At 66.5% G+C, this 18,266-nt stretch carries 14 protein-coding genes and 2 tRNA genes; 6 read left to right on the top strand and 10 right to left on the bottom strand.

What is annotated here, in order from left to right; translation table 11 throughout:
• Nucleotides 1–9 precede the first annotated feature (9 nt).
• Nucleotides 10–1,617 carry a bifunctional N(6)-L-threonylcarbamoyladenine synthase/serine/threonine protein kinase gene (locus CRO01_RS13265; RefSeq protein WP_097009619.1) on the top strand — a complete coding sequence of 536 codons (1,608 nt, stop codon included), beginning with the start codon at nucleotides 10–12 and terminating at the stop codon, nucleotides 1,615–1,617.
• Nucleotides 1,618–1,644: 27 nt separating this feature from the next.
• Here CRO01_RS13265 and CRO01_RS13260 read toward each other — a convergent pair whose 3' ends face one another.
• The 5 genes from CRO01_RS13260 to CRO01_RS13240 all read right to left on the bottom strand — a co-directional run bounded on the left by CRO01_RS13260 (nucleotide 1,645) and on the right by CRO01_RS13240 (nucleotide 9,724).
• On the bottom strand, nucleotides 1,645–2,373 hold the full coding sequence (locus CRO01_RS13260; RefSeq protein WP_097009618.1) for a cyclase family protein: 729 nt from the start codon (nucleotides 2,371–2,373) through the stop codon (nucleotides 1,645–1,647).
• A 66-nt stretch (nucleotides 2,374–2,439) separates the two neighbouring features.
• Entirely contained in the window at nucleotides 2,440–4,362 is a 1,923-nt protein-coding gene (locus CRO01_RS13255; RefSeq protein WP_097009617.1) for a cation:proton antiporter domain-containing protein, read from the bottom strand.
• Nucleotides 4,363–4,567: 205 nt separating this feature from the next.
• Nucleotides 4,568–6,556, bottom strand: coding sequence for an AMP-dependent synthetase/ligase (locus tag CRO01_RS13250; RefSeq protein WP_097009616.1), 1,989 nt, complete (start codon nucleotides 6,554–6,556; stop codon nucleotides 4,568–4,570).
• An 88-nt stretch (nucleotides 6,557–6,644) separates the two neighbouring features.
• Nucleotides 6,645–8,702, bottom strand: coding sequence for an AMP-dependent synthetase/ligase (locus CRO01_RS13245; protein WP_097009615.1), 2,058 nt, complete (start codon nucleotides 8,700–8,702; stop codon nucleotides 6,645–6,647).
• Nucleotides 8,703–8,812: 110 nt separating this feature from the next.
• Entirely contained in the window at nucleotides 8,813–9,724 is a 912-nt protein-coding gene (locus CRO01_RS13240) for an MBL fold metallo-hydrolase (protein WP_097009614.1), read from the bottom strand.
• Nucleotides 9,725–9,851: 127 nt separating this feature from the next.
• Here CRO01_RS13240 and CRO01_RS13235 point away from each other — a divergent pair, with 127 nt between their 5' ends.
• A complete protein-coding gene (locus tag CRO01_RS13235; protein ID WP_097009613.1) occupies nucleotides 9,852–10,154 on the top strand; it encodes a zinc ribbon domain-containing protein in 303 nt (100 codons plus the stop codon).
• 173 nt (nucleotides 10,155–10,327) lie between these two features.
• Nucleotides 10,328–11,710 (top strand): serine--tRNA ligase, encoded by a 1,383-nt coding sequence (gene serS / locus CRO01_RS13230; RefSeq protein WP_097009612.1) that lies wholly within the window; start codon nucleotides 10,328–10,330, stop codon nucleotides 11,708–11,710.
• A gap of 15 nt (nucleotides 11,711–11,725) precedes the next feature.
• Here serS and CRO01_RS13225 read toward each other — a convergent pair whose 3' ends face one another.
• A complete protein-coding gene (locus CRO01_RS13225) occupies nucleotides 11,726–12,112 on the bottom strand; it encodes a nuclear transport factor 2 family protein (protein ID WP_310731938.1) in 387 nt (128 codons plus the stop codon).
• 54 nt (nucleotides 12,113–12,166) lie between these two features.
• Here CRO01_RS13225 and CRO01_RS13220 point away from each other — a divergent pair, with 54 nt between their 5' ends.
• Nucleotides 12,167–12,808 carry an alpha/beta hydrolase gene (locus tag CRO01_RS13220; RefSeq protein WP_097009610.1) on the top strand — a complete coding sequence of 214 codons (642 nt, stop codon included), beginning with the start codon at nucleotides 12,167–12,169 and terminating at the stop codon, nucleotides 12,806–12,808.
• Between the two features lie 27 nt (nucleotides 12,809–12,835).
• Here the strand turns inward: CRO01_RS13220 and CRO01_RS13215 are convergent, their stop codons facing one another.
• A complete protein-coding gene (locus CRO01_RS13215; protein WP_097009609.1) occupies nucleotides 12,836–14,083 on the bottom strand; it encodes an iron-containing alcohol dehydrogenase family protein in 1,248 nt (415 codons plus the stop codon).
• Entirely contained in the window at nucleotides 14,084–15,064 is a 981-nt protein-coding gene (locus CRO01_RS13210; protein WP_097009608.1) for a ring-cleaving dioxygenase, read from the bottom strand.
• Between the two features lie 287 nt (nucleotides 15,065–15,351).
• Between CRO01_RS13210 and CRO01_RS13205 the strand changes: the two genes are divergently transcribed.
• Together CRO01_RS13205 and CRO01_RS13200 are read left to right on the top strand one after the other, a co-directional pair.
• Nucleotides 15,352–16,989, top strand: a complete 1,638-nt coding sequence (locus tag CRO01_RS13205; protein WP_097009607.1) for a bacterio-opsin activator domain-containing protein — start codon at nucleotides 15,352–15,354, stop codon at nucleotides 16,987–16,989.
• Nucleotides 16,990–17,242: 253 nt separating this feature from the next.
• Nucleotides 17,243–17,316: transfer RNA gene (locus CRO01_RS13200), tRNA-Phe, on the top strand.
• A 418-nt stretch (nucleotides 17,317–17,734) separates the two neighbouring features.
• Here the strand turns inward: CRO01_RS13200 and CRO01_RS13195 are convergent.
• Nucleotides 17,735–17,809 (bottom strand) — tRNA-Arg (locus CRO01_RS13195).
• Between the two features lie 43 nt (nucleotides 17,810–17,852).
• Nucleotides 17,853–18,230, bottom strand: coding sequence for a YccF domain-containing protein (locus tag CRO01_RS13190; RefSeq protein WP_097009606.1), 378 nt, complete (start codon nucleotides 18,228–18,230; stop codon nucleotides 17,853–17,855).
• Between the last annotated feature and the right edge of the window lie 36 nt (nucleotides 18,231–18,266).

Genomic DNA, 18,266 nt, shown 5'->3' with positions numbered 1-18,266 from the left:
ACACCGATAATGCGCGTTCTCGGAATCGAGGGGACCGCTTGGGCGGCTAGCGCGGGCCTGTACGATTCCGAGGCCGACGACGTTTTTATAGAGACCGACGCCTACCTGCCCGAGAGCGGCGGCATCGACCCGAGCGAGGCCGCAGAGCACATGCACAACGCGATCCCGGCGGTCGTCGACGCCGCACTCGCCGAGGCGGCCGACCGCGCCGGCGAGGACGAGCCACTCGTCGATGCGGTGGCGTTCTCCCGAGGCCCCGGTCTCGGTCCGTGCCTGCGGATCGTCGGCACCGCTGCGCGTTCGCTCGCCCAGACGCTCGACGTACCGCTCGTCGGCGTCAACCACATGGTCGCACATCTGGAGATCGGACGCCACCGCTCGGGCTTTGACTCGCCGGTCTGTCTGAACGCCAGCGGCGCCAACGCCCACGTGCTCGGCTTCCACGACGGCCGATATCGCGTGCTCGGCGAGACGATGGACACCGGCGTCGGCAACTCGATCGACAAGTTCACCCGCCACGTCGGCTGGTCCCACCCCGGCGGCCCGAAGGTCGAGGAGGCAGCGAAAGACGGCGAGTACGCCGAGTTACCCTACGTCGTCAAGGGGATGGACTTCTCGTTTTCGGGCATCATGAGCGCTGCCAAGCAGGCCTACGACCGGGGCCAGCCCGTCGAGGACGTCTGTGTCGGGCTGCAAGAGACCGTCTTTGCGATGCTGACGGAGGTCGCAGAGCGCGCCCTCTCGCTGACCGGCAGCGACGAACTCGTGCTCGGCGGCGGCGTCGGCCAGAACGAACGGCTCCGAGAGATGCTCGCGGCGATGTGCGAGCAACGCGGCGCCGACTTCTTCGCGCCCGAGCCGCGCTTCCTGCGGGACAACGCCGGCATGATCGCGGTGCTGGGCGCGACGATGTACGAGGCCGGCCAGACCATCGAGATCGAGGACTCACGCATCGACTCGGACTACCGGCCCGATCAGGTGCCGGTGACGTGGCGAGAAGACGAAAGCGTTGCGCGCATCCCGACGAACGCCGCCGACGGCGACGAGCTGCGGGGCGCCGAAGCCACGGTCGAGATCGACGGCGACCGCGTCGTCAAGCGCCGGGCCGAAAAGCGCTACCGCCATCCGGAACTCGACGAGCGCCTGCGCCGCCAGCGCACGACGCTCGAAGCGCGACTCACCAGCGAGGCGCGACGCCACGGCGTCCCGACGCCGCTGGTCCGAGAGGTCGACCCGCGCGAGGCCACCATCGTCTTCGAGCGCGTGGGCGACGCCGACCTGCAGGCGGCGCTGACCGCCGAGCGCGCCCGCGCCGTCGGTCGCCATCTGGCGACGCTCCACGGCGCCGGCATCGTCCACGGCGATCCGACGACCCGGAACGTCCGGGTCGACACCGACGTCGAGCGCGTCTACTGCATCGACTTCGGCCTCGGCTTTTACACCGACGCCGTCGAGGACTACGCGATGGACCTGCACGTCTTCGAGCAGAGCCTCGACGGCACCGCCGAGGACCCCGCGGCGATGCGTGAGGCCGTCGAGGCGGGCTACGCTGCGGCCGGCGACGAGGCCGTAATCGAGCAGCTCCGGGAGATCGAATCCCGCGGGCGTTACCAGTAGCTCGGTCGATCTGGCAGCCCACAGGACCTACTCCTCGACACGCGCCACCGCCCGAACAGGCGCGCCGTCGGCGTCCCGAATCGGAAGCGGATAGGCACACAGCTCGAAGCGCTCGGGGAGCGCGCCAAGATTGTGGAGGTTTTCGACCAGTAGTCGATCGCTCCCGAGCAGTTCGCGGTGGGCCGGAAACCCCTCCGGTTCGTCGTCCGACCCGGCCCCGGTGGCCGACGGCGTCGGATCGACGTTCGGCGTGTCGACGCCGACGTGCAGTCCCGCCTCGGCGAGGGCGGCCGCGGCGTCGGCCGAGAGGTACGGATGATCGAAGTACTGGTCGGTGCCCCAGTAGGCGCTCCAGCCGGTGTGGACGACCACTGCGTCGGCGTCCGTCGGCGTCCCGGCGTCGGCGTCCGTCGGCGTCCCGGCGTCGGCGTCCGTCGGCGTCCCGGCATCGACATCGCTGAGTGCCTCGACGACGGCGTCTTTGCCGATCGGCTCGCGGGCACCGTAGTCGGTACAGTCGATGCGGACGGCGTCGAACGCGAACGTCGAGAGGTCGAACTCGTCGAGGTCTCGGCCGTCAGGGAGCAGGTGACTCGGCGCGTCGACGTGGGTACCGCCGTGCGTGCCCAGTTCGAGCGCGTGAACTCGGTAGCCATCGGCCTCGTGCGTGGCGTGTGGAGTCACCGACACATCCGGGTCGCCGGGGTAGACAGACCCCGCTGCGTCGAGGGGCTGCGAGAGATCGTGGGTCGGCATGGCGAGCAGTACGGTAGCCCGCCTGCTAAGCATTCGGACGCCAGCGCGAGACGAAATCGGGATCGGTCAGTCGTGGGGATGCCAGCGGTCGATCGCGTTGTGGACGGCTTCGGTCCGCCCGATGAAGGTGATGTGATCGCCGTACTCCAGCGTGAAGTCGGGTTCGGGAATGCGGTTGTCGCCGTTACGGCTGACCAGTGCGATGATGGCGCCGTTTGGAATCTCGTCGTCGAGGTCGTCGATGGTTCGGCCGGTCAGATCCTCGGCGGTGACTTCGATCTCCTGTACGTCGCCGCTGCGGCCGATCTTGGTCATCCAGTCCGACAGCGCGGGGCGCTCGATCATGTTGTCGATCGCCCACGCGGTCGCCAGCGACGAGGAGACCGTCTCGACGCCGAGGTCTTCGAATGCGTCGACGTTGCTCGGCTCGTTGACGCGCGCGAGCACGCGTTCGACATCGAACTTCGAGCTTGCAAGTTGGGCGACCAACAGGTTGGCGTCGTCGTTGCCGGTCGCGGCGATGACGGTCTTGGCGTGGTCGGCGCCGGACTGTTCGAGTACCTCCGAGTCGGTGCCGTCACCTTGGTGGACGGTGAAGCCGCGCTCGCGGGCGGTTTCGATGCTATCCTTCCGGTCGTCGACGATGACGACGTTTTCTCCGCGGTCTTCGAGGCGTTCGGCGAGGGCAAGCCCCACGCGACCGCCTCCGACGATGAGTACGCGCATTGGTAGTACGTCTAGTTTTTCTGCGATCTGTCTGGCGAGGCCGCCTTGGAAGACGACCGTCAGTAGGATGGTCAGGAAGACGGTTCCGAGCAGCAGGTCGGCTTCGGCGGCGAGCTCCGGGGTGTTGGTCTCGGCCGCCAGCGTCTGCAGTTCGAGCGCGAACAGCGTTGCGACCGACGCGGGAATGATCCCGCGCGGGCCGACGAGTCCGATAAAGAGCCGTTCGTTCCGGGTGAAGCGCTCACCGGAGGTCGAGATCCACGCCAGCAGCGGCCGGATGACGACCCCGACGAGCACGGCGACCAACAGGCCGCGCCAGCCGACGACTGCGAGCGTGCTGAACTCGATCTGGGCGGCCAGCGCGATGAAGACGAACGACAGGACGATCAGCGTCATATCGCCTTTGAACTCCTCGATCTGTTCCTCGTAGGGAACGTCGGCGTTGCCGAGCAGGATGCCGGCGGTCGCCGCCGCGGCGACGCCGGCTTCCTTGGCGATGGTGTTAGCGCCTGCGAATGCGACGATGGCGCCGGCCAGCGTCAGCAGGCGGGCGTGCTGGGGAGCGCTCCCCCGGGAGAGATCGACGTGCTCGAAGAGATACCACAGCACGAGCGCGACGACGCCGCCGACGATCAGGCCGGCGCCCAGCCGCTCGAAAAACAGCGAGACGAACTGGACGTCTTCGAGGCGCTCGGCGGTGACGCCCTTGAACACGACGATCGCGAGGATCGCCGCCGTGACGTCGTTGACGATCCCCTCGACTTCGAGCGCCGCGGCAACGCGGTCACGTACGGGAACGACTTCGAGGATCGGCGTGATGACGGTCGGCCCGGTGGCAACCAGCAGAGCGCCGATCAGGAGCGAGATGTCCCACGCGGCAGGCAGCAGGAAGTGAACGGCGGCGCTGGTACCCAGAAACGCGATCAGGGCGCCGATCGTCACGAGGTTGACCGCGGCCGACGGCGCCGTCCGGATCTTATCGAGCTTGAGGTGAAAGGCCCCCTCGAACACGATAATGGCGACGCTGATGCCAACGATCGCCGAAAGCGTTTCGGGCGCAAAGTGGATGAGGTCGAGCCCTTCCGGCCCCATGATGATCCCCGCGAGTATCAAAAACAGCACGCTGGGCACGCGGAACCGGTCGGCGATCACCTGCGCACCGATGCCGACGGCGATGATCGCCGCGATGATAATGACAATGTTCGAGTGGCCGCCGGATTGCTGGAGCGGCGCCAGCGACTGGAGGCCGAGCGCGACGTTCATCGCACCTCGCCGCTGGCCAGCGGCGTCCGACGGGTGTAATTGTTGAAACGACCCACAGCGGGCCTTGGGTTGCTACTTACAAACCGGTTTCCCATCCGGACACCGGCTCCAGAACGAAAGCCGGATCGGCCTCTCGGTACAGGGGCAATCTAGGGAATAGTTCAGGAATCGATAGCCAATCGATCGTCTCGCGGTGGAGCGACGATCACTCGGCTGGCGCCGGTTCGGTGTCGGAGGGCTCGTCGGCGTCGTAGATGTCCGCGACCTGCTCGTCGAACCGCGCCAAGATGTTGCGCCGTTTCTTCTTCATCGTCGGCGTCATCAGGTCGTTGTCCTCGGTGAACTCCTGACCGACCAGCCGGAACTTCTTGATCCGTTCGTGGGGCTCGAAGTTCTCGTTGACTTCGTCGACCTCCTGCTGGATGCGTTCTCGGACGCGCTCGTCGTCAGCCAGCGCGTCGGCGGCCGGGAGGTCGACCCCTTCGCGGTCAGCCCACTTGCGCAAGCCTTCGATGTTCGGAACGAGCAGGGCGCCGACGAACTTGCGGCCGTCGCCGACGACCAGACACTGCTCGACGACCTCGCTGGAGGCGAAGGCGTCTTCGATCGGCGCCGGCGCGACGTTCTTGCCCGTCGACAGCACCAGTAGCTGTTTGGCCCGCTCGCGGAACACGAGGTAGTCGTCGGGGCGCTGCTGGACGATGTCGCCGGTCCGGAACCACCGCTTGCCGTCGATCTCTGTGAAGGCGGCCTCGGTCTTTTCGGGCTTGTTCCAGTACCCAGAGGTGACGTTCGGGCCGCGGACGAGCAACTCGCCGACCTCCCCGATCTGGTCGGTGAACTCGCCTTCGGGGACGACCGAGGTGTCGATCTTCACCTCGACGTCGGGCAGCGGCGGGCCGATCGTACCGACCTTGACGTCCTCGGGCGGGTTCGTCGAGACGACCGGCGCCGTCTCGGTCAGGCCGTACCCCTCGTGGATCGGCAGCCCCATCCCGTGATACAGTCGACAGAGGTCCGGCGAGAGCGTCCCGCCGCCGCTGTTGAGAATTTCCAGTTCGCCGCCGAGCGCGTCCCGAACGTCAGAAAACACCAGCGCGTCAGCGACTTTCATCTTGACTTTGAGCCCGAGCCCGGGGCGCTCCTCGCGCTGGTACTCTTTGCTGACATCGGTGGCCCACTCGAAGATCCGAGCCTTCAGATCGGACTCTTGGGCCTGCTCGCGGATCGCGTCGTACATCTTCTCGTACACCCGCGGGACGCTGGTCGCCGCCGTCGGCTTGATGGCTTGAAAGTCGTCCTGCAGGGTATCGGGGCTCTCGGCGTAGCCCACCGAGGCGCCGACGGCGAACATGAGATAGTGGCCGACGGTGCGCTCGTAGACGTGAGCCAGCGGGAGATACGAGACGGCCCGCGTCTCGTGGTCGATCGAGGGCAACGAGGCGTCCCGATCGGGGCGTGGCGCGACCCGCCGGTAGATCTGAGAGACGTTCGCACGGAGGTTCCGGTGGGTGAGTTCGACGCCTTTGGGCTGGCCGGTCGTCCCGGACGTGTAGATCAGCGTCGCCAGATCGTCGAGATCCCGGGCGTCGAGCCACGACTCGTACTCGTCGGGATCGAACAGTTCGGCGCCACGTTCGTAGATATCCGCGAGCGTATAGACGTTCGCCCGCTCGCCGGCCGCGCCGTCGAGGTCGTCCATCGCTACCACGAAGTCGATCCCCACGTCGTCGGCGACGGCCAGCACGCGATCGAGATGGTCTTCGGACTCGACGACGACGCCGGTGGCGCCCGGGTCGTCGAGTAGATACTCCACCTGATCCGGCGACGATCCCTCGTAGATCGTCGTGACGACGCCGCCGGCGGCCAGCAGCGCGAAGTCCGATTGGGCCCACTCCATGCGCGTGTCAGCGAAGATGCCCACGCGCGTGCCCGGCTCGACGCCGAGGTCGCGGAACCCGGCCGCCAGATACCGGACGATCTCGCGCATCTCGTCGTAGGTGATCGACGCGTACTCGCCGTCCGGCGCCGGGTCGACCGCGACACCGGCCAGCGACCGGTCGTAGATACCACCCTTATACTGCTGGGCGGACTGCCCGCCGTGGCGCCGGGCGGCCGCCTCGAACGTTTTCGGGAGCGTCTGTAGCTCCGTTATCTCGTCGTCGTACTCCCGTTCGGCATCCCGCCAGCTCATAGCTAGCGTGTCAGTCAGACTCTATAATAATAAATTAGTGGGTCGTTTTTTCGGAGTCCCAGTCCGAGAGAACGAGTGTAGGAGCCTCCTACTCGTACATCGAGTCGATCTCGGGCTCGAAGCGCTCCAAGATGTTGCGGCGCTTTTTCTTCATCGTCGGCGTCATCAGGTCGTTGTCCTCGGTGAACTCCTGACCGACCAGCCGGAACTTCTTGATCTGCTCGTAGGTCTCGAAGTTCTCGTTGACTTCGTCGACCTCGCGCTGGATGCGCTCTCGGACCCGCTCGTCGTCGGCCAGCGCGTCCTCGTCGTCGGGCAGGTCGATCCCCTCGCTGTCGGCCCACTTCTGCAGGCCGTCGAGGTTCGGGACGACGATCGCGGAGACGAACTTGCGGCCGTCGCCGACGACCATGCACTGCTCGACGACCTCGCTGGAGGCGAAGGCGTCCTCGATCGGCGCCGGCGCGACGTTCTTGCCCGTCGACAGCACGAGAATCTGCTTGGCGCGCTCCTTGAACTCGATGTAGTCGTCGGGACGGAGATGAACCACGTCGCCGGTGCGGAACCAGCGGTCGTCGGACGCCTCGGCCGCGGCCCCGCCATCGGCTTCGGCTGATTCGCCGTCGTCGGCTGACGCCGCGGCGTCGGCGGCGTCGCCCGCCCCGCCGGCGTCGAGCGCGGCGTCCGAGACAAAGGCCGACTCGGTCTCGTCCGGCCGGTTCCAGTAACCCGACGTGACATTTGGCCCCTTGACGAGCAACTCGCCCACGTCGCCCGGCAGTTCCTCGTACTTCTGCTGGGAAACGACGGACTCGTCGACCCGGACTTCGGCGTCGACGACCGGCGGGCCGATCGTGCCGACCTTGGGCTCCTCGGGCGGGTTGACGGCGACGACCGGTGCCGTCTCGGTCAGACCGTACCCCTCCATGATCGGCAAGCCCATGCCGTGATAGAGCGCGCAGAGTTCCGCCGAGAGGCTGCCGCCGCCGCTGATGAAGAAGTCGACGTTCCCACCAAGTGCTTCCTTGACCTGCCCGAACACGAGCTTGTCGGCGACTTTACGCTTGGCTTCGAGCACGAATCCCGGCGAGTCGGCCTCGTGGTAGTCCCGTCCCACGTCGGTCGCCCACTCGAAAATCCGGGCCTTCAGATCGGACTCTTGGGCCTGCTCGCGGATCGCGTCGTACATCTTCTCGTACACCCGCGGAACGCTGGTTGCGGTGGTCGGCCCGACAGTCTGGAAGTCCTCCTGTACGGTATCGGAACTCTCGGCGTAGGCGACGCAGGCGCCGACGGCGAACATCAAGAAATGGCCCGCGAGGCGCTCGAACACGTGGGCAAGCGGGAGAAAGGAGACGGTCTGCGTGGTCTGGTCGATCGCCGGTACGTCGCCCTTGTCCGGTCGGGGACCGTATCGGGTGTACACCTGGTTGACGTTCGACCGGAAGTTGTGGTGGGTGAGTTCGACGCCCTTGGGCTGGCCGGTCGTCCCCGACGTGTAGATCAGACTCGCCAGATCCTCGGGGTCGCGCTCGTCGAGCCACGATTCGTACTCGTCGGGATCGAACAGTTCCGCGCCCCGGTCGTGAACGTCCGCGAGCGTCAGGATGTCCTCACGGTCGAAGGCGTCGTCGCGCTCGTCGAACTCGTCGATCACGACGATGAACTCCAGATCGAGTTCGTCCTCGACGGCCAGCACGCGATCGAGCAGTTCCTCGTTCTCGACGACGACGCCGGTCGCGCCCGGATCGTCGAGGAGGTACTGAGCCTGCCGGGGCGAGGAACCGGTGTAGACCGTCGTGACGACGCCGCCGGCGGCCAGCAGCGCGAAGTCCGACTGGGCCCACTCCATGCGCGTATCGGAGAAGAGGCCCACGCGCGTGCCCGACTCGACGCCGAGGTCGCGGAACCCGGCCGCGAGGTGACGGACGATCGAGCGCATCTCGGCGTAGGGGATCGACCGGAACTCGTCGTCGGGGGCCGCCGGCAGTACGCTGTCGGTCAGCGACCGATCGTACACGCCGCCTTTGTACCGCTGGGCGGGGCGGTTCTCGTTGCGCTCCGCGCTCGCTTCGAACATCCGCGGGAGCGTCGTCATCCGCGTCACCTCGTCGGAGAAGTCCCGTTCTGCCTCTCGCCAGTTCATGTGCATGTCAACGCCCCCCGTTCATGATAAAAGGTCCTGAACTGGCAGGGCGTGTATAGTTGTGTACAGTCGGGTGGCTGGATCGACCGGACGCCCTACGTCGAGTCCCGTCATCGCTGATCGAGGTAGCCCAGCACGCCCCGAACGTTCATCGCCGTCTCGGCGCGCGTCTTGTGCTCACCCCAGACCTCCACGAGTTCGGGATCGACGTTCCCCGCGAAGTGCTCGATGACGGCTTCGTCATCCGCTTGCTCGGCGCGTTCGCGCTCGACGGCGTCGACCCACTCGGCCAGCACGTCGGCGTACTCGTCGAGCACGCCGTCGGCCGGACACGGTCCGAAGTGAGCGAACAACAGCGTCTCGACGCCGAGGTCCTGCAGCATCTCCACGTCGTCGAGCGCCGCCTCCAGATCGAAGTTCGACGGCGGCGAGGTCGGTTCGATCTGATCCAGCGACGGCACCCAGATGCCGGCGGCGTCGGCGGTAAAGACGGCGTCGTTGGCGGGGTCCTCGAAGACGACCTGATGGGGGGCGTGGCCGGGCGCGTGGTGGGCGATCAGTTCGTGGTCGCCAAGATCGATCGCGTCGCCGTCGGAGAGTTCGACGATCCGGTCGGCGGCGATCGAGCGCGGTTCGACGTAGTACTCCCACTGATCGCCGACCGCGCGCTTCGTCCCCTCGACGAGGCGCTCGGGGTCGGCGAGGTGGCGCGCGCCGATCTCGTGGACGTACACGTCGGCGTTCGGGCAGTCCCGCGCGAGAAAGCCCGCGCCGCCGGCGTGATCGAGGTGGACGTGCGTCACCGCGATCACCTCGATGTCGTCGAGAGAGAGTCCGACTTCCTCGATCGCGTCGACGACGCGCTCGTAGTTCGTGCCGATCCCGGTGTCGATCACCGCGGGGCGCTCGGCGTCTAACACGTACACCGAGCCGTACTCCGGGGAGTCGTACATCCCGGTATCGACGTAGTGTAGGTCCTCGCACTCGCCCGTCGTCACCTCGAAGACATCGCCTGCTGCCATACCTTGACGCCCGTCCCCCGTCCTCAAAGAACTTGCCGCGCCGGAAGCCGTTGCTGTCGCCGCATCACCGGAGACACCAGCGGTCGGCCCCGCAATCTTATGACACCCGAACGGGAACAACCGGGCAATGAGATACTGTCACCACTGCGACGCCGTGGTCGACCCCGACGCCGAGGTCTGTGATGAGTGTGGCGGCGACCTGTTCGAGCCGCCGGAGGACCTGCGCGCAGACCTCGACGAGGATGTCGAAGGAGAGGGCGACGACGCCGACGATACCGAGGCGGACGCCGAAGCGGCGGCTGTGGACGATGCCGAAGACGAGGCTGGCGCGGCCGAAACCGACGACGAGGACGCCGACAGCGAGGGAGCGGACGCCGACAACGAAGACGACGATGGCTTCGTCGACTCGCTGCTGGCGAAGTTCAGGTAACGAGGACAGAGCAACGGCGTCGAACCGCACGCTCGATCAGCGGCGTCGAGCAGCAATTGACCAGCGGCGTCGAGCGACACCCCGTCCGGCGGCGTCGAACGCGAGCGCTGGCCGACGCCGAAGCCCCGGCATCGACACGGTTTTGCCACGCGCCGCGGAACTGCCGAACAAGAATGCTCGACAGAACGTTGCTCCGCGAGGACCCCGAGCAGGTGCGCCGAGCCGTCGAGGTGAAAGGCGTCGACGGCGTCGACGTAGACCAGATCATCGCGCTCGACGAGGAGTGGCGCGAGCTGAAGGCCCGCGGCGACGACCTGCGCCACGAGCGCAACGAGGTCAGCCGCCAGATCGGCGAGTACAAGCAGTCCGGCGAGGAGGAGAAAGCCCAAGAGGCGATCGAGCGCTCGCAGGAACTCAAAGACGAACTCGAAGACGTCGAGGACCGCGCCGACGAACTCAAAGACGAGATCGACGAGCGCATGCTCGAACTCCCCAACATCCCCGACGAGGACGTGCCGGTCGGCGACGACGAGGCCGACAACGTCGAGGTCGACCGCTGGGGGTTCGACGAGCTTCGTGACCTGCCCGAGGAGGTCATCCCGCACTACGATCTCGGCGAGGAACTCGACGTGCTCGACTTCGAGCGCGGCGCGAAAGTTTCCGGCGGCGGGTTCCAGTTCGTCAAGGGCGAGGGCGCGCGCCTAGAGCACGCGCTGATACAGTTCATGCTCGACGTGCACCGCGAGCAGGAGTACCTCGACGTGCTGCCGCCGATCCCCGTCAACTCCGCGTCGATGGAGGGTACCGGGCAGTTGCCGAAGTTCGACGAGGACGCCTACCGCATCGGCTCGCGGCAGGACGACGAGATCGACGACGACGATCTCTGGCTCCTGCCGACCGCGGAGGTGCCGGTCACCAACATGTACCGCGACGAGATCCTGCTGGACGACGACCTCCCGATCAAACACCAGGCGTTCTCGCCGAACTTCCGCCGCGAGGCCGGCGAACACGGCACCGAAACCCGGGGATACGTCCGGGTCCACCAGTTCCACAAGATCGAACTGGTCAACTTCGTCCGTCCCGAGGAGAGCTACGAGCGCCTCGACGAGCTGGTCGAGGAGGCCGCCGAAGTGCTCGAACGCCTCGATCTGCCCTACCGCGTGCTGGAGATGTGTACGGGCGATATGGGCTTCACGCAGGCCAAAAAGTACGACATCGAGGTCTGGGCCCCCGGCGACGACATGGAGGACGGCCCCGAGGTCGGCGGGCGCTGGCTCGAAGTCTCCTCGGCGTCGAACTTCGAGGACTTCCAAGCCCGGCGCGCCGGACTTCGGTATCGCCCCGAGCGCCACGAGTCCGCGGACTACATCCACACGCTCAACGCCTCCGGCGTCGCCATCCCGCGCGTGCTGGTCGCGGTGCTGGAGTACTACCAGAACGACGACGGTACCGTCACCGTGCCCGAGGCGCTCCGTCCCTACATGGGCGGACAGGAAGTCATCGAGGGTCACGACCCGGTCGGCGAGTCGGCAGTCGGTGCGGGCGAGAAAGAGTAGGTCGCTACGGCTTTTCTACTGCGTATACGTTCTCAAATGGACGATCCGTTCGTCGTCGACGGTGTGAACGTCGGCAAATCGGAACAGTTCCTCGCCCGCCGAGTCGAATAGCCGCCCCTCGACGACCACGCGCGAGTCGTCGACGATCACGCCGTCGATCTCGTGGGTCGTGTCCGCGTTCGGGCGGTCGTCGCGCATGAACGCCACGAACGACTCGCGGTCCTCGAACGTCCGGTCGGGCCGCTCCTGCACGAACTCGGGATCGAGCACCCCGCGCAGGTCGTCGTAGGCGTGCTCGTCGAGGGCGGCGTAGTACGTGCGGACGAGCTCCTCGGTTGTGGCCATGACGTTCGTTTCCGGTGGGAGGACACTAAAGGCGTCGCAGGCGCTATCTGAAGCCATGCAAGAACCACGACGTTTGACGGGGGAACCGGCCGCGAACGGAGGGCGATCGGCGTGAGCGGTCCCCATCGGGACCAGCCGCTCGTGACGGCCGGCGCGGAACTGGAGGACGCCGACGCCGCCGCGGTGCTCGTCCACGGCCGGGGTGCGACCGCCCAAAGTATCGTCGGGATGGGCGAGGAGTTCCATCAGGACGGCGTGGCCTACCTCGCCCCCCAAGCCGCCCGAAACACGTGGTATCCCAACTCCTTCCTCGCGCCCGTCGAGCAGAACGAGCCCGGTCGGAGTTCGGGCTTGCAAGCGGTCGGCGACGCCGTCGAGCGGGCGACCGACGCCGGCATCCCGACCGAGCGCGTCGTCGTGCTGGGGTTCTCGCAGGGCGCTTGTCTCGCCAGCGAGTTCGTCGCCAGAAATCCGACGCGCTACGGCGGGCTGGTCGCGCTGAGCGGCGGGCTGATCGGCGAGGCGATCGACGAAGGCGACTACGAGGGCGACCTCGAAGGGACGCCCGCCTTCTTCGGCTGCAGCGACGTGGACCCCCACATCCCCGAACAGCGCGTCCACGAGTCGGCGTCGGTGTTCGAGAATCTGGACGCCGACGTCGAGAAGCGCCTCTACGAGGGGATGGGCCACGGCGTCAACGAGGACGAAATCGAGTACGTCTCGGCGCTGCTGGCCGATCTGGTCGACGAATAGCTACCAATCGCTGCGGCGAAGTCGGCGTCAGTACGCCTCGCGCAGCACGGCTTCGATTTCTTCTGCCCGGACAGCGAGTCCGGGCGGCGCGTTAGCGATGAACGAGTCCGCGACGATCTCTTCGGCGACCTGCGGGAACGCCTCGGGCTCAGGGCCGTCGACATCACGGAGTCGCGCGGGAAGCCCCAGCGCGTCGCGGACCTCGGTGACGGCATCGACGACTGCCTCGGCGGGATCTGCGGCGTCGGGCGCGCCGAGCGCGTCGGCGAGCAGGTCCCGGCGGGCGTCGACGCGCTCGAAGAGATATCTGAGTGCGTGCGGTGCGATGACCGCGTGAGCGGCGCCCTGCTGGACATCGGAGGTCCGAGTCAACCCGTGGCCGAAGGCGTGGATCACAGAGAGCGTCGTCTCGCCGGGCCGCGAGATGCCGTACTGGACGAGCAGGATGCCTTCGACGACGGGTTCGAGGACTTCCGCAGTCGGCCCCTCATCGCCGAGCCTGCGGAGGCCGTCGGCGAGCAGGCCCAATCCGCGGGCCGCCGTCGCGTCCGTGACTGGCGTCGCGTTCGACGCATAGAGCGTCTCGACGCCCTTGTCGAAGCCGTTCATCGCCGAGGCCGCGAGCACGCGCTCGGGCGTCGTGGCAAAGAGTTCGGGATCGTAGACGGTCGCGGCGGGCATCAGCCGTGGGTCCGAGACGCCGCCGCCGACGGCGTCTGTGCCGGCTGGCACGTCATCCGGCTCGACGAGGCCCGAGTCGGGCGACGCCGTCACGCCGGCCACCGCCGAGAGGTCGGCGCCGGCGAGCGTCGTCGGAACGCCGACGACGGGGAGCAAATCGCCGTCAGGAACGGTGATCGAGCTCGTGTCGGCGAGTTCCCGACCGACCGCTTCGGGGTCGCGGTCGTCGGCCGAGAGCGCGCTGATCAGCGTCGCCACGTCGAGACTGCTCCCGCCGCCGAGCGCGACCAGCGCGTCGGCGTCGTGCTCGCTGACGGCGTCGAGCCCGTCGTAGGCGGTGGCGAGGCGCTTTTCCGGCGTCGTCTCGGCGAACACGCCCGCGAGCCGGTCGCCCAGCCCCTCGGTCACGGGGTCGATCACGTCCGGCGTCGATCCGACGGTCGAGCCACAGACGACGAGCGCGCGCTCGATTCCCTGCCGATCGAGTTCGTCGACCAGTTCGGCGGCGCTCCCCGAGCCGAACCGGACGACGCCCGGGTCGTACTCGAACCGGAAGCCGTCACGAGGCGAGGCGATGGCGTCTGGACGAGCCATCTACTCGCTCCCGGCGTCGGCCGAGGAGTGATCGATCGAGGGACCGTCGAACGCGGGCAACTGGGCTTCGATCGCCTCGCGCTTGGCTTCGAGCCGCTCGGGCAGCACCAGCGAAGAGCCCAGCTCGTCGATATCTTCGTCGACGGTGAAGCCGGGGCCGGTCGTGGCGATCTCGAAGAGGACGCCGCCGGGCTCGCGGCAGTAGATCGACCGGAAGTATGTCCGGTCGACGATCGTGGTCGCTCGCAGCCCGCGCTCGGCGAACGCCTCACGGTACTGCTCCTGTTCGGCCTCGTCCTCGGCCATAAACGCGACGTGATGGACCGTCCCGACGCCCATCTGCCCGCGGCCCGCGTCGGTCTCGACGAGGTCGACGATGGAGTGGGGCCCACCGTCGGCGGCGCGGTAGCGGCGGCGACCGTCGGCCTGTCGGTCGAGTTCGTAGCCGAGAACGTCGGTCAGCACCGACTCTGTCGGTCCGAACTCGGCGACGCCGAGCGTGACGCCGTGGAACCCGCGGAGTTGGTGCTCGACCGGGACCGGCCCGTCGGCCCACGGCTGCACTTCGGCGTCGTCCGCGAGGTCGGTGGCGACGAGTTCGAGACCGATCCCGTCGGGGTCCTCGAACCGGAGAACCGTCTCGTCGAACCGCTCGGTTCGCTCGAACTCGACGCCGCGGTCGTCGAGGCGGTCGGTCCAGTACTCGAGCGAGTCGGGCCGGATCGCGTAGGCGGTGTCGCGGGTCTGGCCGGCGCCGAACTGCCCGGAACGTCCCGACTCGGGCCACGGAAAGAAGGTGATGTTCGTCCCCGGCGTCCCGACCTCGTCGCCGAAGTAGAAGTGATAGGTTCCGGTGTCGTCGTGGTTGACCGTTCGCTTGACGAAGCGCAGTCCGAGCGTGCCGACGTAGAAATCGGCGTTGCGCTGGGGATCGCCAGCCATCGCGGTCACGTGGTGGAGTCCGGCAGTTGTAGGTGCCATTAACGTCTCGTAGGCGCCCGACGTTGGTATGGTTTTGCGGACAGCAACACCACTAGGTTACGCCGATGTCACCGGCCGGCGACGCGGGAGACGCCGTGGCTCGCGGCAGCGAGTTCCGGACGAACTGCCGCGACCGGCGCAAGCACCCTGATCGCTGAGACGACAGCGGCGGGGCGCCTCCAGCACGGGAGCGTTAGGCGAGAAATCTGTCGTGCAACTATGCAGATATCTTGGTGAATCAGACTGGTAGGAAACGTATTTTGTGGCGTTCGACGTACCGGCACGCAATGGAAACCGTCACGGACGTCGTCGAGCCGACGGTGCTGCTCGCTGGACGCCCGGACGCCGTCGATTCGACGGCGGCGGCGCTGCGAGAGTCCCGGCCTGCGACCGACGTGATGACTGCCACCAGCAGGGACCGGGCCGAGACGCTCGTCGGCGAGGACGAGATCGACTGCGTCGTCTGTGACGAAGAGCTGTCGGACACCGACGGTATCTCGGTGCTGTACGCGATCCGGGAAGAACACCGTTCGCTCCCCGTGGTCCTCTATGCCGGCGACGGGAGCGAGGAACTGGCCAGCGAGGCGATTTCGGCGGGCGTTACCGATTACGTCCCGCTGTCGTTGACCGACGAACAGCCGGCCGTCTTGGCGAACCGGATCCGGAATGCGGTCGAGAAGTATCGGGCAGAAACAGCCCTGAAGGCGCGGGGGCGGCGTCTGGCAGCGATCAACCAACTCCATCGCGTGCTGCAGGACATCACGACATCGGTGATCGAGACGCCGACGCGCGACGAGATGGAACAGCGCGTCTGTGACCGGTTGGTCGAGTCCGACACCTACGCGGCGGCGTGGTTCGGCGACTTCGATCGCGGGACCAACGCCGTCACGCTCTCGGCGTCGGCGGGTGAGTCGTGTGAGCGTCTCAACGAGCTTGCTAGACAGGACGGCGACGACGGGCACGAACCAGCAACGCAGGCCGTCCGCTCGAAGGAGATACAACTCGTCTCGGAGCTCGACGATGGCGGCGACGAGCGCTGGCGCGAGGCCGCACTCGAGTGCGGGTATCGGTCGCTGGCATCGATCCCGATCACCCACCGACGATCACTGTACGGCGTCCTGACGATCTACTCGAAGCGTTCAGGGGCGTTTCGTGGGCACGAGGACGACATTCTCGAAACGCTCGGGAACGTCCTCGGCCACGCGTTCGAGGCGTTCCAGCGCAAGCAAACCCTGATGAGCGATGTCCTGACGGAACTCGAACTGCGGCTACCCGAATTGGAAACGCCGCTGGTCGACGCCGCTGCGGGCGAAGATTACACGATTCGCGTCGATCGGACGCTCCCGGCCGGCGACGACGAGTACGTGCAGTATCTCACCGCCGACGGACTCGACACCGATGCCGTCGAACGACTCGCGGACGCGGTCGATAGCATCGAACGCATCTCACCGGTCGGTGCCGGCGAGGAATTCCACCAGTTCGAGGTGACACAGACAGCCCCACCGCTGACCGGTACCATCGCAACGTTCGGCGGGCGCGTCCGCTCGGCGACTGTCCGGAACGGGGAGTGTCACGCTGTCGTCGAACTGCCGTCGGACGTTGACGTTCGCTCGCTCCTCGAAGCGCTCCGGGAGCGGTTTCCCGAGGCCGAACTGGTCGCTCAGCGAACAGTCGAACAGGACAGCGTCACGACCGGCGAGTTCCGCAGTCGGGTGTTCGAGGAGCTCACCGAGAAACAGCGCACCGCGCTTGAGGCCGCGTACTTCTCGGGGTTTTTCGAGTGGCCTCGCGACAACAGCGGCGAGGAAATCGCCGAGACGCTCGGCGTCGCTCCGGCGACGTTCTCCCAGCACATTCGCAACGCCGAGCGCAAAATCGCCGACGTGTTGCTCAAACACGAGCGCGAAGACCGCTCCGAGGAGTAACTACCGCTCCAGTGGTGCCCCGCAGTCGGGACATCGTTCGTCGCGGATCGACGCCGGCGCATCACACTCCTCGCAGAACACGAGATAGCAGGCGCGCTCTCCCATGAGGTTTGCTGACTACCTCCGTGAGTAAAACCCTCACGACCAGTCAGACTGACACGGGATTGCGGCATCGTACCACGGTACGGCGTCGGCGACGGATCGAAATCCTTTTTCCTTTCATCGTTCGAGTAAGGAGTACGCCACGCGGCGGGCCGCCTTAGCTCAGACTGGGAGAGCACTCGACTGAAGATCGAGCTGTCCCCGGTTCAAATCCGGGAGGCGGCATACTTTTGCGGCGAACGTTACGGCGAGCAGTTCATCTGCTCGCCTCTCCGTGAGCCGGAAATATGATACCTGACCGGATTTGAACTAGACCGGGAACGCGCAGCGAAGCGAGCATTTCCGGGCGTAGTTCACAATCCGGGAGGCGGTATTCAGATTCTACGCGAGTCTATTCGAAGAGCTTTCGCACTCACCTGAAGATCGAGCTGTCACCGTTTCCGGGAGCCAGCGATCCGGAAGTCGAAAGACGAGCACGGCGAGTCTCGCACCGATCTCCGAGCCATATACCGCCGTGCGCAGCAACATCAGCGGGCACGGTGGGATTCTCACCCGATGCCAGACCTCACTGCGTTCGGTCTGCCGTGGTTCGAATCCACCTCTTTCAGTGATTCACTCGTCGCGTCCGCTCCTCGCAGAATCACGGGCACGGTGGGATTCGAACCCACGACCGTCGGATTAGAAGTCCGACGCTCTATCCGGACTGAGCTACGTGCCCTCGGCCGGACTTTCCGTCCGAGTTCTCAAAAGCGATTGGATTTCTACCCGTCGAAGCGGTACAGCGACGTTACGAACGGCAGGCGGTTGAACATCCAGTAGGCCACCGGCAGCCCGATAATCGTCACCGAGAGGAGGGCGGCGACGTTCGCCCACAGCAGGCTGGCCCACCAGCCGACGAGGACGAACCAGATTGCCCGCACCACCAGCGAGCGCTGCCCGCGGGCGCTGTCCGGTTCCGACAGGGATCTTGGTTCTTTGAGGGTCAGCACCGTCGGAACGAGGTTTATCAGCTTGATCCCTACCGGCAGCAGGATGATCGTCACGTTACACAGCCACGCGACGTTAATCACGATCGGCGTGAGCCACCACCCGACGAGGACGAACCACAGCGCGCGAACCGGCAACGAACGTTGTGCCATGATACCAATTCTATCGCACGTCCGTATACAGGTCAC

Origin of the sequence: Natronoarchaeum philippinense (assembly GCF_900215575.1) — an archaeon.
In the GTDB taxonomy this organism is placed as follows: Archaea; Halobacteriota; Halobacteria; order Halobacteriales; family Natronoarchaeaceae; genus Natronoarchaeum; species Natronoarchaeum philippinense.
Note: the sequence above shows the minus strand (reverse complement) of the source record. Positions and strands in the feature narration are given on the sequence as shown.

What these genes read in the sequence shown, in the direction of transcription:
- CRO01_RS13235 (WP_097009613.1), top strand. Translation starts at nt 9,852, where the DNA reads ATGAGATACTGTCACCACTGCGACGCCGTGGTCGACCCCGACGCCGAG.
- CRO01_RS13210 (WP_097009608.1), bottom strand. Translation starts at nt 15,064, where the DNA reads ATGGCACCTACAACTGCCGGACTCCACCACGTGACCGCGATGGCTGGC.
- CRO01_RS13190 (WP_097009606.1), bottom strand. Translation starts at nt 18,230, where the DNA reads ATGGCACAACGTTCGTTGCCGGTTCGCGCGCTGTGGTTCGTCCTCGTC.
- CRO01_RS13245 (WP_097009615.1), bottom strand. Translation starts at nt 8,702, where the DNA reads ATGAACTGGCGAGAGGCAGAACGGGACTTCTCCGACGAGGTGACGCGG.
- CRO01_RS13240 (WP_097009614.1), bottom strand. Translation starts at nt 9,724, where the DNA reads ATGGCAGCAGGCGATGTCTTCGAGGTGACGACGGGCGAGTGCGAGGAC.
- CRO01_RS13225 (WP_310731938.1), bottom strand. Translation starts at nt 12,112, where the DNA reads ATGGCTTCAGATAGCGCCTGCGACGCCTTTAGTGTCCTCCCACCGGAA.
- CRO01_RS13260 (WP_097009618.1), bottom strand. Translation starts at nt 2,373, where the DNA reads ATGCCGACCCACGATCTCTCGCAGCCCCTCGACGCAGCGGGGTCTGTC.
- CRO01_RS13205 (WP_097009607.1), top strand. Translation starts at nt 15,352, where the DNA reads ATGGAAACCGTCACGGACGTCGTCGAGCCGACGGTGCTGCTCGCTGGA.
- serS (WP_097009612.1), top strand. Translation starts at nt 10,328, where the DNA reads ATGCTCGACAGAACGTTGCTCCGCGAGGACCCCGAGCAGGTGCGCCGA.
- CRO01_RS13250 (WP_097009616.1), bottom strand. Translation starts at nt 6,556, where the DNA reads ATGAGCTGGCGGGATGCCGAACGGGAGTACGACGACGAGATAACGGAG.
- CRO01_RS13215 (WP_097009609.1), bottom strand. Translation starts at nt 14,083, where the DNA reads ATGGCTCGTCCAGACGCCATCGCCTCGCCTCGTGACGGCTTCCGGTTC.
- CRO01_RS13265 (WP_097009619.1), top strand. Translation starts at nt 10, where the DNA reads ATGCGCGTTCTCGGAATCGAGGGGACCGCTTGGGCGGCTAGCGCGGGC.
- CRO01_RS13255 (WP_097009617.1), bottom strand. Translation starts at nt 4,362, where the DNA reads ATGAACGTCGCGCTCGGCCTCCAGTCGCTGGCGCCGCTCCAGCAATCC.